Genomic DNA, 14,315 nt, shown 5'->3' on the forward strand with positions numbered 1-14,315 from the left:
CCGGGGGTCAGGCGTCGGTGACGTCGTACTTGTGGGCCAGGCAGGCGTGCAGCAGGCCGTAGCGGCGGCCGGTCAAAGAGTCGTCGCCGAAGCGGGCGCGCAGCCTGGCCGCCTCGGCGAGGTGGGCGCGCGACAACTCGGTCAGCGGACGCTTGAGCAGCGCCTCGCCGCCGTCGATGAAGGGACCGTGGACCTCCAGCGCCGCCCCCGCGCGGACCGCCAGATACTCCCCGCCGGGTGAGCTCCACAGATCCGTCACCCGCTCATCCGGGCTGCGGAAGCGCGGCTCGTCGATCTCCGTGCAGTTGCCGGTGACGAAGTCGAGCGCGGCGAACACGACGCCGCCATCGATGATCATGGCGAGCCTGGTCCCACCGTCGTAGGCCGCGAGCCCGGTCAGGGACGGCCCGTCCGGCGTGATGAACGGCGCCCACACGTCGTGGGTGCGCGGATCGCCGGTGTTCAGGGCCGCGATGCCGTCCCGCCTGGCCACCACCATGCGCTGGGCGTGCAGGAACGCCACCTTGGCGGCCTCCCCGCGCAGGTCCTGTTCCCCGGCCGCGACGACCCGGCCCGCGTCGCGGTCGAGGACCGTCAGCCGCCGCCCGAGCACGGCCAGCCGACCGGTACGCCGGTGCGCGGCCAGCGCGACGAACCCGCGGTCGCCGGTGAGCGGCCCCAGCGCGACCTCGCGCAGCATCTTGTGCCCGAACAACAGGCGGCCGCGCGAGGTGAGCGCGGCGAAACCGGCGCCGCTGGCGGCCATCGCGATGATCCGGCCCGGCTGCCGCGCCCCGTGCCACACCGCCGAGCGGACCCGCTCCCGCCGCCACAGCGAGTAGACCTCCGCGCTCACGCCCGCCCGTACGTCCTTCGCGGCGTCGGCGATGTACATCCGGGCCCCGCCCGCGGTGAACGCCACCTGGACCGCCGCCTCGCCCACGCCGATGACCACCGGCGCGGGCGCCGGTAACGGCCGCGTCAGCAGGTCGAACAGCCCGGCCTCCCGGGCGTCGGAAGGGCGCCACCCCCGGATCCGCCGGACCGCGGCCAGCCCGTCCTCGAAGGGCAGCGTGGGAAAGAGCCGCCACAGCTCCGCCCACGCCTGCGAGTCCAGCAACCCGTGGACCTGCCGCCCGGCCTCGCGCCGGTCGCAGGGCTTGGGCTCGCCGTCCGTCACGATGTGCGCCGGGCTCTCGTCGCCCGCCCGCGTCACGAGCCGCGACAGCCGGTCCCGCAGGCCGCCGCGCAGCCGCGCCCGCCCGGCGGCCAGCAGCGAGCCGTCGGGGTCGAGCGCGCGGTACCGTTCGGTCGCGCCGGTGAGCAGGTGGAACAGCGCCCGTTCCACCGGCTGGTCCGGTACCAGCCCGCGTTCCATGCAGATCTGTTCGGCGCGCAGCCGTACCTGCTCGGGGACGTCGGGCGACACCGCCGCCGAGCACAGCCGGTCGTCGGCGGCCAGCCCGAGCGCGACCATGCTCTGCGCGTGCACCCGCGCGCGTTCCCGGCCGTGCGCGTCGGTGGGCCACGGCCCCGCCGGGGCGGGCTCGCCCTGCCCGGCCAGCCGGTCCCAGAGCCGCGGCGCGGGCCGGTCCAGCCATGCCCACCAGGCCCACATCAGGGCGTCGCCGGACAGCTCCGCGGGGTTGGCGAGCAGCGTCTCGACCAGCGCGGGACGGCCCGTGGCGGCGGCCCGCCAGAGCAGGTCCAGCAGGGGGCCGGTGGCGGTGGCGCAGATCGCGTACGCGTTGCCGCGCACCGTCTCGTCCGCGTCCTCCGCGCAGGCCGCCACGTTGAGCGCGGCCTGGTACCCGGCCTGCCTGGAGAGCCGTCCGTGCAGGGCCAGGGTGACCTGGCGGGCCCGGCCGTGCGAGGCGACGGCCCCGGTCTCCAGTACGGCGGCGCGCAGCCGCTCGTCGCGCGTCGCCACCCAGCGGTCGGCCAGCCACTCGCGGGCGTGTCCGCGCCGGGCGAGCCCGATCATGGCCGTCAGCGCCGCGTCGTCGCCCCGCTCGGCGAGTGCGGCGAGACGGCGGCGGGCCCCGTCGCCCCAGGGCAGGCGCGCGCCGAGCCTGAGCCAGATGTGCACGTGCTCGTCCTCCGCTCCTCGGGGACATACGGGGTCAAGTCTGGCGAGCGGACGGCGACGTGTCGATCACTTCTCGCGAGTCCCGGGGTCGCGGTTTTCGGACCTCGCGCCCGTCCTCCGCGGCGGGCGTCCGATACCGGGCGATGATGGGGCCATGCTGATCCGTCACCGTGGTCACGAGCCGGTCGTCGATCCGTCCGCGTACGTCGCGCCCACCGCCACCCTGGCCGGGCGGGTGCGCGTCGGCCCGCGGGCACGGGTGATGTACGGCGCGGTCCTCGACGCCGAGGACGGCGCCATCGAGGTCGGCGAATGCTCGATCATCTGCGAGAACGCGGTGCTGCGCGGCGAGGTGTCACTCGGCGACCACGTGTTCGCCGGGCCGCACGCGACCCTGCTGGGCTGCCGCGTTGGCCGGTGCGCCTATCTGGCCACCGGGGCCACCGTGCTGCAGGAGGCGGTGGTCGGGGCGGGCGCGGTCGTCGCGATCGGCGCGGCCGTGCACGCCGCCACGGTGCTGGCCGACGAGTCGTTCGTGCCACCGAACATGATCGCCGTTCTGGACGGGCTGTACGCGCCCGGCGACCCCGCCCTGCCCGAGGCGATCAAGGGAGTGGAGTTCGCCAAGGTGGCGTTCGGCGTCGAGGCGGACTGGGAGGACCGGATCCGCCGTTACGAGCGGGCCGCGGAGGTGCGCTCCGCGCAGTTCGGGGCGCACGCGGACGACGAGATCGTCGGCTGACCGCCCGCCCCGCGTGACCCACAGCCGGGCATACCATTCCGCTCTCCCGATCGGGAGAGGGGTCATGTGGATGTGCGGTTTGCACGTTATGTTGACCGGTTGTGGACACGGGCGTACGTTTCGGGACGCCGGAGCGATTCCTCCCGCACAGGAGTGCGCCATGCCCAGACGCTCGGTTCCTGTCCTCGTGGCCGCCGCATGCGCGGTGGCGGTGGCGGCGGTGATCGCCGTACTCAATCCGTCGGCCGCCGCCGGTGCCCAGGTCATCGGGGGCTTCGATTTCGGACGCGCCCAGGTGTCGGTCACCGGCCTGCAGGTTCCGTGGGGGCTCGCGTTCCTGCCCGACGGCAGCGCCCTGGTCGCCGAACGCAACACCGCCAGGATCATGCAGGTGCGCCCGGGGGCCACGCCGGTCCCGGTGGCGACCGTGCCCGGTGTGTCGGCGCGAGGGGAGAGCGGCCTGCTCGGGCTCGCCGTGTCCCCGACGTACGCGCAGGACCAGTGGGTCTACGCCTACTTCACCACCACGTCCGACAACCGGCTCGTCCGGTTCAAGCTCAGCTCGCCGCAGACGCAGGAGGTACTGCTGTCCGGCGTGCCGAGGAACACCTACCACGACGGCGGCAGGATCGCCTTCGGGCCCGACGGCCTGCTCTACGTCACCACCGGCGACGCGGGCGTCATGGCCAACGCGCAGGACCTCGGCACCCCCGCGGGCAAGATCCTGCGCATGACCGCCACCGGCGGCGTCCCGCCGGGCAACCCGTTCAACTCCCTGGTCTACAGCTACGGCCACCGCAACGTGCAGGGCCTGACCTGGGACGAGCGCGGCCGGCTGTTCGCCAGCGAGTTCGGCAACAACGCCTACGACGAGGTCAACCTGATCGTCGCGGGCGGCAACTACGGCTGGCCCACCTGCGAGGGCACCTGCAGCAACCCCGCCTACCGCAACCCGATCGTCACCTGGCGGACGTCGGAGGCGTCGCCGAGCGGCATCGCGTACGCCAACAACACACTGTTCGTCGCGGCGACGCGGGGCACCCGGCTGTGGACGGTGCCGGTGAACCCCGACGGCACCGCGGGCACGCCGGTCGCCGAGTTCCAGCGGACGTACGGCCGGCTGCGCACCGTCGCCGTCGGGCCGGACGGCTGGCTGTGGGTGGCCAACAACAACCGCGACGGCAGGGGCCAGCCGTCGGCCGACGACGACCGGATCATCCGTGTGCCCCCGCAGGGCGGCCCCAGCCCGACCGCCACGCCCACCGTGACACCCACGGTGACCCCCACCGTGACGCCCACGGTGACCATCACGCCCACGGTGAGCACGACCCCGACCGACAGCCCCACGGCCACGCCCACCGTGACCAGCACCGTGACGCCCACGCCGGGCATCTCCTGCTCGGCCACCTACCGGGTGGCGAGCGAGTGGGGCGGCGCGTTCCAGGGTGAGGTGGTCGTGCGCAACACCGGCCAGCGGACCTCATCGTGGACGGTCGGCTTCACCTTCCCCAACGGCCAGCGGATCAACCAGGCCTGGAACGGCCGGTACACCCAGTCCGGCACGCAGGTGACGATCCGGAACGAGCCCTGGAACGGGGCCCTCGCGCCCGACGGCACGATCACCGTGGGCTTCAACGCCACATGGTCCGGCACCAACGGCGTGCCGTCCCCGGTGACCTGCACCGCGACCTGACCCCTGTCGCCGAGGGGCCCCGGCGCTCAGCCGGCGGCCTCCGGCGGCCCGGCGAACGACCGCAGCAGCCCGGCGCACAGCGCCGGGAACAGCGCGTCGGCGTGGTCGCGGTCGAAGAAACCGGACAGCTCCAGGCTGACCGCGCCGTGCATGGCCATGAACATCTGGTCGGCGATCTCCCGTGGGTCGCCGGCCAGCTCGCCGACGGCCACGGCCGCCGCGCACGCCGCCTCCAGCAGGTGGAAGGCCCGCTTGGCCTCCCGCCCGGCGCCCTCGCCCGGGGAGAACTCCGGGATCACGTTCTCGAACATGATCCGGTAGTAGTACGGCTCAGCGTGCGCGTACGCCCGGTAGGCCGCGGCCAGGGCCAGCACGTCCTCGATCGGGCCGGAGCCGGGGCGCACGTCCTCCAGCACCCGCTGGAACCGCGCGAACCCCTCCCGCCACAGCGCCTCGACGAGCTTGTCCTTGCCGCCGAACAGCGTGTAGATCACCTTGGTGGAGCAGCCCGCCTCGGTCGCGATCCTGCGCACGGTCAGAGCCGCGTGTCCCTCCCGGGTCAGCAGCGTGATCGCCTGATCCAGGATGGCGGTCCTGACCGCGTGCTGGCCGATCCGCTGCGCGCGCTCGTAGGCGGTGGTGGTCATTTGAAGCCGTCCCTGCGGTGTCACTCGTGGGCGCAACTCTAGACGATCCGCGCGACCGGCCGGGCCCGTCAGAGCGTGCGGACCAGCCCGCCGTCACAGCGCAGGGCGGTGCCGGTGACGTAGGAGGCCGGGACGCCGCACAGGAAAGCGGCGACCGCGCCGAACTCCTCCGGCCTGCCGTACCGGCCGATCGGGATGCCCTGCCGGGCCTTGGCCTCGACCTCCTCCGGCGTCATCCCGGTACGGCCGGCCGCCGCCGCGTCCAGCTCGGCCACCCGGTCGGTGGAGATCCGGCCGGGCAGCAGCAGGTTGACCGTCACGCCGTCGGCGGCCACCTCGGCGGCCAGCGTCTTGAGGTAGGCGGCCAGGGCGGCGCGTCCGAGGTTGGACAGGGCGAGGTTGGCCAGCGGGGCGGCGACGCCGGAGGAGGCGATGGCCAGCACGCGCCCCCAGCCGCGGTCGCGCATCCCGGGCAGGGCGAGGGACAGGAGCCGCTGCTGGGGCAGCACCAGGGCGTCCACGGCCTGCCGTACGTCGCCCGAGGACATCCCGGCCGCGCCGCCCGGCTTGGGACCGGGGCCGTTCAGCACGAGGATCTCGACCGGGCCGAACGCCTCGGTGGCCGCCGCGTGCAGCCGCTCGGGGCCGTCCTCGGCGAGCAGGTCGGCCTGGACGCCGATGGCGCCGGGCAGCTCGGCGGCGATCTCGCGGGCGCGCTCGCCGCGCCGGCCGGACACCACGACGCGGGCGCCCTCCGCGGCCAGCGCGCGGGCGGTGGCCTCGCCCAGCCCTCCCGTGGACGCGCAGACCAGCGCGACCCGGCCGGTCAGCCCGAGGTCCATACAGCGCACCTCCATGTGCGAAACGGTGGTCGGCGGCCCCCGCACCGCCACGATCTCCCGAAGACCGTAACGTGTCCGCCAGGGAAGACGCTCGCAGGGGCTGCGCCGTGGTGGCGGTGATCCCCCGGACTGACGGGAATCACCGTGCGGAACCACCCGATTATCCTGTACGCTACCGAGTGGCTACGGTTGGTAGCCGACTCGGCCGCCCAGACCACTGCGGCGCCCTCCTGAAGTCTGGAAATGATGGGATCCCGGGTGGCCGTGATGGGGTTTGCCGTTGACACCTCGTGGACGGACGGCTGCGCGGTCGTATCGGTCGCCGGTGAGCTGGACATGGGGGCGGAGTCCATCGTGCGCGCCTGCCTGGAGGAGGTCTTCGCCGTCCCGGGCATGGGCGTGGTGCTCGACCTGAGCGCGACCACCTTCATGGACGCGCGCGGCATCTCCGTCCTGGTCGCGGCCCGCTCCATGGCCGAGCGATCCCAGGTCGCCCTCCGCGTCGTCGGCATGCGCCCGCGCCTGCGCTCCACCCTGAAGGTCGTCGGCCTGGACACCGTCTTCCCCGACGCCCGCCCGGGCCTCTGATCCGCCGGCAGGGCGGTCAGCCGGGGCCGGGGAACAGATCGGCGACGCAGGGCGAGCGGTCGATGACGTCCTGGGCGACCTCGGCGAGCTTTCTGCGGTGCGAGCGCGCGTAGCCGCGCAGGATGCGGAACGCCTCCTCCATGCCGGTGCCCGAGCGTTCCGCGATCACGCCCTTGGCCTGCTCGATGAGGATGCGGCTGGTCAGCGCCGTCTGCAACTGCCCGACGAGCACCTCGCGCTCCGCGGCGGTCCGCTGGTTGAGCAGCCCGATCGTGGCCGCGTCCACCAGGGCCTGGCCGAGCAGGGCCTGCGGCTCGGACGGCTCGCCGGTACGCCGGGCGAACAGGCCCACCGCGCCGAGCACCTGGTCGCCGCGCCGCATGGGGATCGCCAGCACCGAGCAGAAGCCCGCCGCCAGCGCGGCCGGGGCGAACTTCGGCCAGCGGTCGCGGGCCTGGCTCAGGTCGGCGCACGCGATGCGCCGTCCGCCGTCGTAGGCGTCCAGGCAGGGCCCCTCGCCGCTCTCCAGTTGCAGCACCTCGAGCAGCCGCACCCGCTCGGAGGAGGCGGCCACCACCTCAAGGCCGCCGGGCGGGGCCGCGGCGATCAGCCCGGCCTGCTCCACGTCCAGGACCTCCGCGCACCTCTCCGTCAGCATCTGCAGATATCCGCCGACGTCGAAGTCCGCGGTGAGAGTGTCGGCCAGGGCGACGAAGGTCGTCGCCAACCGATCTTCCTTCGGCACGGTGGGCTCATCTCCTTGTGGCCCCCGATGGGCACGCGATGGGTGCGGCATCGCACGTCGCCGCCACCGGAGGAGTGGACTCCTTACTGCTGGGGCGTGTCGCCGCCGATCGGCCGTACCGGCGTCGTCGGCGGTCCGGGCGCTCGCTTGCCTGCGGCCCGTAGCCCATCCTCGCGGGCGGCACCGCCCGTCGGCAAACCCGGCGAGGCCGGGGTCGCGGATGCGGATGGACCGAAAACCCGCACGCCGGAGCCCTGGGCCGCAGGACTCCTTCGGCTTCGAATTGATCAAGGAGTGAGACAGTTCTGGGCGAAACGGTCTTAGCGTGTGATACTCAACCCCGGCGCTTACCCGAGGGAGGATCATGACGGTCGGGGAGACGTACGACCCGCTCGGCGCGCATCTGCGCGATCCCTATCCGGTGTACGACCGGGCACGGCACGAGGAGCCGGTGTTCTTTTCCCCGGTCATGGGGGCGTGGGTGGTCACGCGCTACGACGACGTGGTGACCGTGCTGCGCGACCCCGTCCTCTACTCCTCATCCGCCCCCTTCACCGACGCGGTCCCGCTGCGCGAGGCGACGCTGGCCGAACTGGCCAAGGGCTATCCGCCGCAGCCGGACCTGATCCAGTCCGACGGCGAGACGCACGCCAGGCTGCGCGCGCCGATCGCCGACGTGCTGAAGGCGGACCGGGTGGCCGCGCTGGAGCCGTTCGTCCGTGAGCAGGCGGCCGGCCTGGTCGCCTCCTTCGCGGACGCCGGGCGCGTGGAGTTCATGGCGCACTACGCCGTGCCGCTGCCCTGCCGGACGATCGGCAGGCTGTGCGGCCTGGACCCCGAGCAGGCGCGGCTGGTCTACGAGTGGCTGGACGGCTTCATCATCCTGCGCTCGGCCCATCTCACCGAGGAACAGGAACTGGCCGGGGCCCGCGGCTTCGTGCGGCTGCAGGAGCTGATCGGCTCCCTGGTCCGCGAGCGCAGGGCCAAGCCGGGCGAGGACGCGTTCAGCGAGGTGGTCGCGGCCAGCGTCCCCGGCGAGGAGCCGCTGTCCTACGAGGACGAGGCGCAGGTGGTGGCCAACCTGTTCCAGCTCGTGGTCGCCGGGCACATCACGACCGTGCCGCTCGGCGGCATGGCCATGGCGCTGCTGCTCTCCCACCGCGAGCAGTGGGAACGGCTGTGCGCCGACCCGTCGCTGATCCCCGGCGCGGTGGAGGAGATCCTCCGGTACGGCACGCCCGCCAGCGGCCTGTACCGCGAGGTCACCGCGCCCACCGAACTCGGCGGCGTCGCCCTGCCGGCCGGGTCGCGGGTGCTGCTCCGCTACAACGCCGCCAACCGCGACCCCGGCAAGTTCCCGCACGCCGCGGAATTCGACATCGCGCGGGAGCGCAACCGGCATCTCGCCTTCGGCCGCGGCGTCCATTTCTGCGCCGGCGCCGCACTCGCGCGCATGCAACTGCGGGTCACGCTGGAGACGCTGACCACGAAACTGCCCGGACTGCGGCTCGCCGAGCCGATCAGTTATCGGCCGGTTCATGACGTACGTCACCCCGAAGCGGTGCATCTAGTGTGGTGAGCGACGAATGACCACGAACTTGACACATTGTTGAAATGCCCAATCGGCTGGAACGTGTCGCCTTACGCTGGCTCTCGGCCTACAGCGCGGGAAAGGAAGGACACGTGGGGATGGACTTGATTCAGTGCCCTGTGTGCACGGGGGTGCTGCCCGCATCCGGCCCGGACGCCTACACGGCGGCGCGGGGACGGCTCATCGTCTCCAACGGCTACTGCGACGGCGGATGCGCCGAGCCGGTGGCGCCGCCGCCCGTACGGCAGCAGTTCACCGTACCGGCTGCGCAGCCGCCGCAGCCGCACCAGCAGGACGCCGCTCTGCCCGTCTACAGCACGACGCGGGTGCCGTCCTGATCGACCGCCGCGTCACTGGTGCCCCCGAGCGGTGTGCCAGTAGTCGCGGGTCTCGACGGCGAGGCCGTCAGCGCCGAACCGGGCGAACACGCACCCGGCCAGCGTGACGGGCTCGCCGTCCACCAGCGGCGTCCCGAACTCCACGCTCACCGGTGTCTCGTCCGCGAACGACCACCTGATGTACTCCTCGATCGCGGCCCTGCCCCGGTGCTCAGGGCGGAACGGCATGCTGCGGTGCACCGCGTCCGGCGCGTACAGCGCGATGATCGCCTCGACGTCGTGCTCCGCCCATCCGCGCCGCCAGGTGCCGGTGAACCGCAGGGCGGCCTGCCTGGTGTCCATGGGATGCCATTGTCGCCCCACGGCCCTACGATCGGCGCCATGCCCAAGGTAACGGCGCTCACCGGCGCAGGCATGTCCACCGATTCCGGCATTCCCGACTACCGGGGGCCCGCCGGGCTGTGGAACAAGGACCCCGACCACGAAAAGCTCGTCACCTACCCGATCTACATGTCCGACCCGGACATCCGCCGCCGCTCGTGGCTGTTCCGGCACGACAGCCCGGCCTGGACGGCCGAGCCCAACGCCGCGCACCGCGCCCTCGCCGCGCTCCCCGACACCTGGATCATCACCCAGAACGTCGACGGGCTGCACCAGCGGGCCGGTTCCCCCGCCGGGCGCGTCCTGGAGTTGCACGGCAACATGTTCCGCGCCGTGTGCACCTCCTGCGGGCGGACCGGTACCACCCGCGAGGCGATCGACCGGGTGCTCGCGGGCGACCCCGACCCGGCCTGCCACGCCTGCGGCGGCGTGCTCAAGACCGCCACCGTCATGTTCGGCGAGGGGCTCGACCCGGCCGTGCTGGACGCGGCGGTCGAGGCCGCCCAGGGTTGTGAGGTCTTCCTGGCCATCGGCACCTCGCTCCAGGTGCAACCGGCGGCCTCGCTGGTGCGGGTGGCCGCCGGGTCCGGCGCCCGGGTGATCATCGTGAACGCCGAGCCCACCCCCTACGACCACCTGGCCGAGCAGGTGATCGACGCCCCGATCGGCGGCGCCGTCCCGCGCCTGTGCGAGACGCTGCTCGCCGGCGGCTGATGAAGGACGTGACCATGATCGAATCCGCGCGCGCCCGCGACGTCGCCGGCCTGCTCCAGGCCGTGCGGGCGGGCGGCAGGGTCAGGTACCTGTTCTTCTGGGGACACCGGCCGCCCTCCGGCGGCGGGACCGGCCCCGGCTGCCTGTCGCAGTGGTGGCCCGCCCGCTTCGAGGTGGACGGCGTCGGCTACGCCACGGCCGAGCACTACCTGATGGCCGCCAAGGCGCGGCTGTTCGGCGACGAGGAGGCCGCCGCCGAGATCGTCGCGGCTGGGCATCCGCGCGACGCCAAGCTGATCGGCCGCCGGGTGCGTGGCTTCGACGAGGAGACCTGGGCCGCGCACCGCTTCGGCATCGCCGTACGGGGCAATGTGGCCAAGTTCGGCGGGAACCCCGATCTGCGCGCCTACCTGCCCGGCACCGGCGAACGGGTGCTGGTCGAGGCCGGCCCCACCGACCGGATCTGGGGCATCGGGATGACCGCGAGCGATGCCAGGGCCGAGCGGCCGCAGGAGTGGGCCGGGCACAACCTGCTCGGCTTCGCGCTGATGGAGGCCCGCGCGATCCTCTCCGGCGGTGCGGGGTGACCCGGCGAGAGGCTCAGCGTCCCCGGGAGAGCCGGTCGGCCTGGCGGATCGGCTCGGGGATGCGGTAGGCCGGGGTCAGCCGCAGTACGTGCGCGCAGGCGTCGTCCAGGCCGATGCGGTGGCCCTGGGACACGTAGACCGGCTTGACACCGTAGCGGGTCCGCAGGGCCCGCCCGACCACCTCGCCGTCCAGCACGATCGGCGTCCAGGACCCGCGCTCGGGGCCCGGCGGGTCGTGCCGCCCGGTGAAGGGCGTCTTGGCGACGCCGATGACCGGCAGATCGGTCAGCACCCCGAGATGGCAGGCCAGCCCGAAGCGGCGCGGGTGGGCCAGGCCGTGCCCGTCGCAGACGAGCAGGTCCGGGGTGATCGTGAGCCGGTCCAGGGCGGCGAGCAGCGGCGGCAGTTCCCGGAACGCGAACAGGCCGGGCACGTAGGGGAACCGGGCCGGTTCGCGGACCACGGCCCGGTCCACCACCGCGAGCGTGTCCGCGTCGAGCACGGCCACCGCGCCGGTCACCTCGTCGCCCGCCGTGGGGTAGCCGACGTCCAGCCCCGCCACATGCCGCACCGCGGCGGGCGCGGGGCCTGGGCCGGTCAGGTCGGCCAGCGGCGCGAGCCGCCGCTGGATCGCCTCGGCCTCGGGGACGGTCCGCGGCCAGTCCGTCGTCGCCGGATGCACCAGGGCAGGCTACGCCGCGGCCCGCGAGGCCCGCGATCCGGGGCGACTCCGTTCCGCGCAGGGAGACTTTCTTTGGGCGATCCGGGTAACAGGTGATCGGTATGAGCATCACGCGACTCGGCACCGTCACCACGAAGGTGCCCGCCCGGCTCGACCGGCTCCCCTGGTCGCGCTGGCACTGGATGATCGTGATCGGCCTCGGCACCGTCTGGATCCTGGACGGTCTGGAGGTCACCATCGTCGGCAACCTGACCGCTCAGCTGGCCCGGCCGGGCAGCGGCCTGGAGATCACCCAGACGCAGGTCGCCGGGGTCGCCGGGGCGCTGTACGTGGCGGGCGCGTGCATCGGGGCGCTGTTCTTCGGCTGGCTGACCGACCGGTTCGGCCGCAAGAAGTTGTTCATGATCACTCTGCTGGTCTACCTGGCCGCCACGGCGCTGACCGCGTTCTCCTTCGAGGCGTGGTGGTTCTTCCTGTTCAGGTTCATGACGGGGTTCGGCATCGGCGGCGAGTACGCGGCGATCAACTCGGCCATCGACGAGCTGATCCCGAGCCGGCACCGCGGCAAGATCGACATCATCATCAACGGCAGCTACTGGCTGGGCGCGGCGGGCGGCGCGCTGATCACCGTCCCGCTGCTCAACGACCTGCCGCTCAACATCGGCTGGCGGGTCGCCTTCGGCATGGGCGTGGTGCTCGGCCTGGCCATCCTGCTGGTACGCCGGCACGTACCGGAAAGCCCGCGCTGGCTGTTCATCCACGGCCGGGGCGAGGAGGCCGAACGCCTGGTCGGCGGCATCGAGCAGGAGGTCGAACGGGAGACGGGCGCGCGGCTGGCCGAGCCCGGCGAGGCCATCGCCATCCGGCAGCGCAGGTCCACCGGATTCGGCAGGATCGCGCACACCATGGTGCGGCTCTACCCCCGGCGGACGGTCCTCGGCCTGTCGCTGTTCATCGGGCAGGCGTTCCTCTACAACGCGATCACCTTCGGGTACGCCAACATCCTGGCCACCTTCTTCAAGATCGAGACGCACACCGGCTACTACTTCGCGGTGATCGCGATCGGCAACTTCCTCGGGCCGCTGCTGCTCGGCCATCTCTTCGACAGCGTCGGCCGGGTGCCGATGATCTCCGGCACGTACATCGGCTCCGGGGTGCTGCTGCTGATCACCGCGTGGCTGTTCGCCCAGGGCGCGCTCACCGCCGTCACGCTCACCGCGTGCTGGTGCGTGGTGCTCTTCGTCGCCTCGGCGGGCGCGAGTTCGGCCTACCTGACGGTCAGCGAGGTCTTCCCGCTGGAGACCCGGGCGATGGCCATCGCGTTCTTCTACGCGATCGGCACCGCGGTGGGCGGGATCTCCGGGCCGCTGATCTTCGCGAAGCTGGTCGAGAGCGGGGTGCCCGGGGACACCGCGCTGGCGTTCGCGGTCGGCGCGGTGCTGATGATCCTGGCCGGGGTGGTCGAGCTGTTCCTCGGGGTCAAGGCGGAGGGCAAGGGGCTGGAGTCGATCGCCCGGCCGCTCAGCGCGGCCGACTGATCCTGGCCGCGAGGTCGTAGTGCACCTCGACGTCCTCGTAGTCCACGCCCTCCTGGACGGGACGGGGCAGGCCGCGCCTTCGCGACCCGTGCCCGGACTCCGGCCCGGACGCCTGTGAGTAGGTCACCGTGGAGTCCGGGACCTCCTCGAAACGCATCCTGCCGGCGCTCACCGAGGCCGAGAACTCGATGTCCGCCAACTCCCCGGGGCGCTCGCTCATCTCCCGTCCACCTCGTCCTCCCCGGCTTCTCCGGCTTCGGGGTGCCCGTCGTGCCGGTCGCGCAGCCGGTGCAGGGCGGCGCTGCCGGAGCGCTGCCCGGCCCGCCCGACGCCCTTCGCCAGCCCCCACGCCGAACTGCCGGCCCGGCGCCCGACCTGCCCGGCGGTCGTGAGCACCCGCCCCGGCAGGCCGTCGTGCTCCCCGCCTTCCGGCCCTGCCTCTGCCTCAGCCTCAGGCTCTGCCTCAGCCTCAGGCTCTGCCTCGGGCTCAGGCTCTGGCTTGGGCTCTGCCTCAGCCTCCGCCTCAGCTCCGGCCTTGGGCTCAGCCTCTAGCTTGGGCTCAGGTCCGGCCTCGGCCTCAGGCTTTGCCTCTGGCTCGGGCGGCGGTGCTTCGGGTACGGCGTCGCGTACGGCCTCGTGCACCCCCGGCATCCGGCCGGCGACGTCGCCGGTGCGGGCGGCCACGGCGGCCCGGCCGAGATCGTGGACCGTGGCCGCGGTCAGTCCCTTGCCGACGTTGTCGAGGATCCGCGGATTGGCATTGACGGTGCCGAGCACGTCCCCGATGATCCGGGCGACCTGGTCGAGCCGCACCTTCAGGACCGCCTGTGCCTCCGCCCCCTCGATGTCCAATTTGACCTTCCCCAGCATGACGTCCACCCCGACGTGCAGCCGCAGCAGGTCCAGCACATCGGCCTCCAGGGAGACCCGGGCCCGCAGCTCGTCCACGTCAAGGTCGATCTTGTCCACGTTGACGTACGGCACATCGAGGTACATGTCCGGTTCAGGGCGTTTCTCCTGGCGGCGGTCCGTCATATCCCCGGTCGGCCGCCCATCCGGCGGATGTACACGGCGGTCGCGTCGTTCGACTGGCTCGCTGGACATAGCGCCCCCCAAATCACATCAGAAGCCGCTATTA

General features: G+C 72.9%; 16 protein-coding genes. 8 read left to right on the forward strand and 8 right to left on the reverse strand.

The genetic code is table 11. The features are described 5' to 3' along the window. Window positions 1–7 precede the first annotated feature (7 nt). Window positions 8–2,089 carry a hypothetical protein gene (locus tag DP939_RS15100; RefSeq protein ID WP_113981321.1) on the reverse strand — a complete coding sequence of 694 codons (2,082 nt, stop codon included), beginning with the start codon at window positions 2,087–2,089 and terminating at the stop codon, window positions 8–10. A gap of 154 nt (window positions 2,090–2,243) precedes the next feature. Between DP939_RS15100 and DP939_RS15105 the strand changes: the two genes are divergently transcribed. Both DP939_RS15105 and DP939_RS15110 read left to right on the forward strand, forming a co-directional pair. Next, a complete protein-coding gene (locus DP939_RS15105) occupies window positions 2,244–2,831 on the forward strand; it encodes a gamma carbonic anhydrase family protein (RefSeq protein WP_113981322.1) in 588 nt (195 codons plus the stop codon). 160 nt (window positions 2,832–2,991) lie between these two features. Further along, the gene (locus tag DP939_RS15110) at window positions 2,992–4,524 is read left to right on the forward strand and encodes a PQQ-dependent sugar dehydrogenase (protein WP_113981323.1); all 1,533 of its coding nucleotides are present in this window, start codon (window positions 2,992–2,994) and stop codon (window positions 4,522–4,524) included. Between the two features lie 26 nt (window positions 4,525–4,550). Here the strand turns inward: DP939_RS15110 and DP939_RS15115 are convergent, their stop codons facing one another. Both DP939_RS15115 and DP939_RS15120 read right to left on the reverse strand, forming a co-directional pair. Further along, window positions 4,551–5,171 carry a TetR/AcrR family transcriptional regulator gene (locus DP939_RS15115; protein WP_113981324.1) on the reverse strand — a complete coding sequence of 207 codons (621 nt, stop codon included), beginning with the start codon at window positions 5,169–5,171 and terminating at the stop codon, window positions 4,551–4,553. A 68-nt stretch (window positions 5,172–5,239) separates the two neighbouring features. Then, entirely contained in the window at window positions 5,240–6,028 is a 789-nt protein-coding gene (locus tag DP939_RS15120) for an SDR family oxidoreductase (protein WP_225878260.1), read from the reverse strand. A gap of 252 nt (window positions 6,029–6,280) precedes the next feature. Here DP939_RS15120 and DP939_RS15125 point away from each other — a divergent pair, with 252 nt between their 5' ends. After that, complete coding sequence (locus tag DP939_RS15125) at window positions 6,281–6,601, forward strand: STAS domain-containing protein (protein ID WP_158578582.1); 321 nt, start codon at window positions 6,281–6,283, stop codon at window positions 6,599–6,601. A gap of 16 nt (window positions 6,602–6,617) precedes the next feature. Here DP939_RS15125 and DP939_RS15130 read toward each other — a convergent pair whose 3' ends face one another. Then, on the reverse strand, window positions 6,618–7,346 hold the full coding sequence (locus tag DP939_RS15130; protein ID WP_199565179.1) for a GAF and ANTAR domain-containing protein: 729 nt from the start codon (window positions 7,344–7,346) through the stop codon (window positions 6,618–6,620). A 364-nt stretch (window positions 7,347–7,710) separates the two neighbouring features. Between DP939_RS15130 and DP939_RS15135 the strand changes: the two genes are divergently transcribed. After that, on the forward strand, window positions 7,711–8,925 hold the full coding sequence (locus DP939_RS15135) for a cytochrome P450 (protein WP_113981328.1): 1,215 nt from the start codon (window positions 7,711–7,713) through the stop codon (window positions 8,923–8,925). Between the two features lie 110 nt (window positions 8,926–9,035). Beyond that, window positions 9,036–9,275: a hypothetical protein gene (locus DP939_RS15140; RefSeq protein ID WP_147267999.1), complete on the forward strand. Its 240-nt coding sequence runs from the start codon at window positions 9,036–9,038 to the stop codon at window positions 9,273–9,275. 12 nt (window positions 9,276–9,287) lie between these two features. Here the strand turns inward: DP939_RS15140 and DP939_RS15145 are convergent, their stop codons facing one another. Further along, window positions 9,288–9,617 (reverse strand): nuclear transport factor 2 family protein, encoded by a 330-nt coding sequence (locus tag DP939_RS15145; protein ID WP_113981330.1) that lies wholly within the window; start codon window positions 9,615–9,617, stop codon window positions 9,288–9,290. A 39-nt stretch (window positions 9,618–9,656) separates the two neighbouring features. Between DP939_RS15145 and DP939_RS15150 the strand changes: the two genes are divergently transcribed. Both DP939_RS15150 and DP939_RS15155 read left to right on the forward strand, forming a co-directional pair. Next, a complete protein-coding gene (locus DP939_RS15150) occupies window positions 9,657–10,370 on the forward strand; it encodes an SIR2 family NAD-dependent protein deacylase (RefSeq protein ID WP_113981331.1) in 714 nt (237 codons plus the stop codon). Window positions 10,371–10,384: 14 nt separating this feature from the next. Next, the gene (locus DP939_RS15155) at window positions 10,385–10,957 is read left to right on the forward strand and encodes an NADAR family protein (RefSeq protein WP_199565181.1); all 573 of its coding nucleotides are present in this window, start codon (window positions 10,385–10,387) and stop codon (window positions 10,955–10,957) included. Between the two features lie 13 nt (window positions 10,958–10,970). Here the strand turns inward: DP939_RS15155 and nfi are convergent, their stop codons facing one another. Further along, window positions 10,971–11,639 (reverse strand): deoxyribonuclease V, encoded by a 669-nt coding sequence (nfi, locus tag DP939_RS15160; RefSeq protein WP_225878261.1) that lies wholly within the window; start codon window positions 11,637–11,639, stop codon window positions 10,971–10,973. 101 nt (window positions 11,640–11,740) lie between these two features. Here nfi and DP939_RS15165 point away from each other — a divergent pair, with 101 nt between their 5' ends. Beyond that, window positions 11,741–13,177, forward strand: coding sequence for an MFS transporter (locus tag DP939_RS15165; RefSeq protein ID WP_113981334.1), 1,437 nt, complete (start codon window positions 11,741–11,743; stop codon window positions 13,175–13,177). Here DP939_RS15165 and DP939_RS15170 read toward each other — a convergent pair. Beyond that, window positions 13,161–13,397 carry a hypothetical protein gene (locus DP939_RS15170; RefSeq protein ID WP_113981335.1) on the reverse strand — a complete coding sequence of 79 codons (237 nt, stop codon included), beginning with the start codon at window positions 13,395–13,397 and terminating at the stop codon, window positions 13,161–13,163. The genes DP939_RS15165 and DP939_RS15170 overlap by 17 nt on opposite strands. Next, a complete protein-coding gene (locus tag DP939_RS15175) occupies window positions 13,394–14,212 on the reverse strand; it encodes a hypothetical protein (RefSeq protein ID WP_113981336.1) in 819 nt (272 codons plus the stop codon). The genes DP939_RS15170 and DP939_RS15175 overlap by 4 nt, the downstream gene beginning before the upstream one ends. Window positions 14,213–14,315: the final 103 nt, after the last annotated feature.

Source organism: Spongiactinospora rosea, from assembly GCF_003315795.1.
Classification (GTDB): domain Bacteria; phylum Actinomycetota; class Actinomycetes; order Streptosporangiales; family Streptosporangiaceae; genus Spongiactinospora; species Spongiactinospora rosea.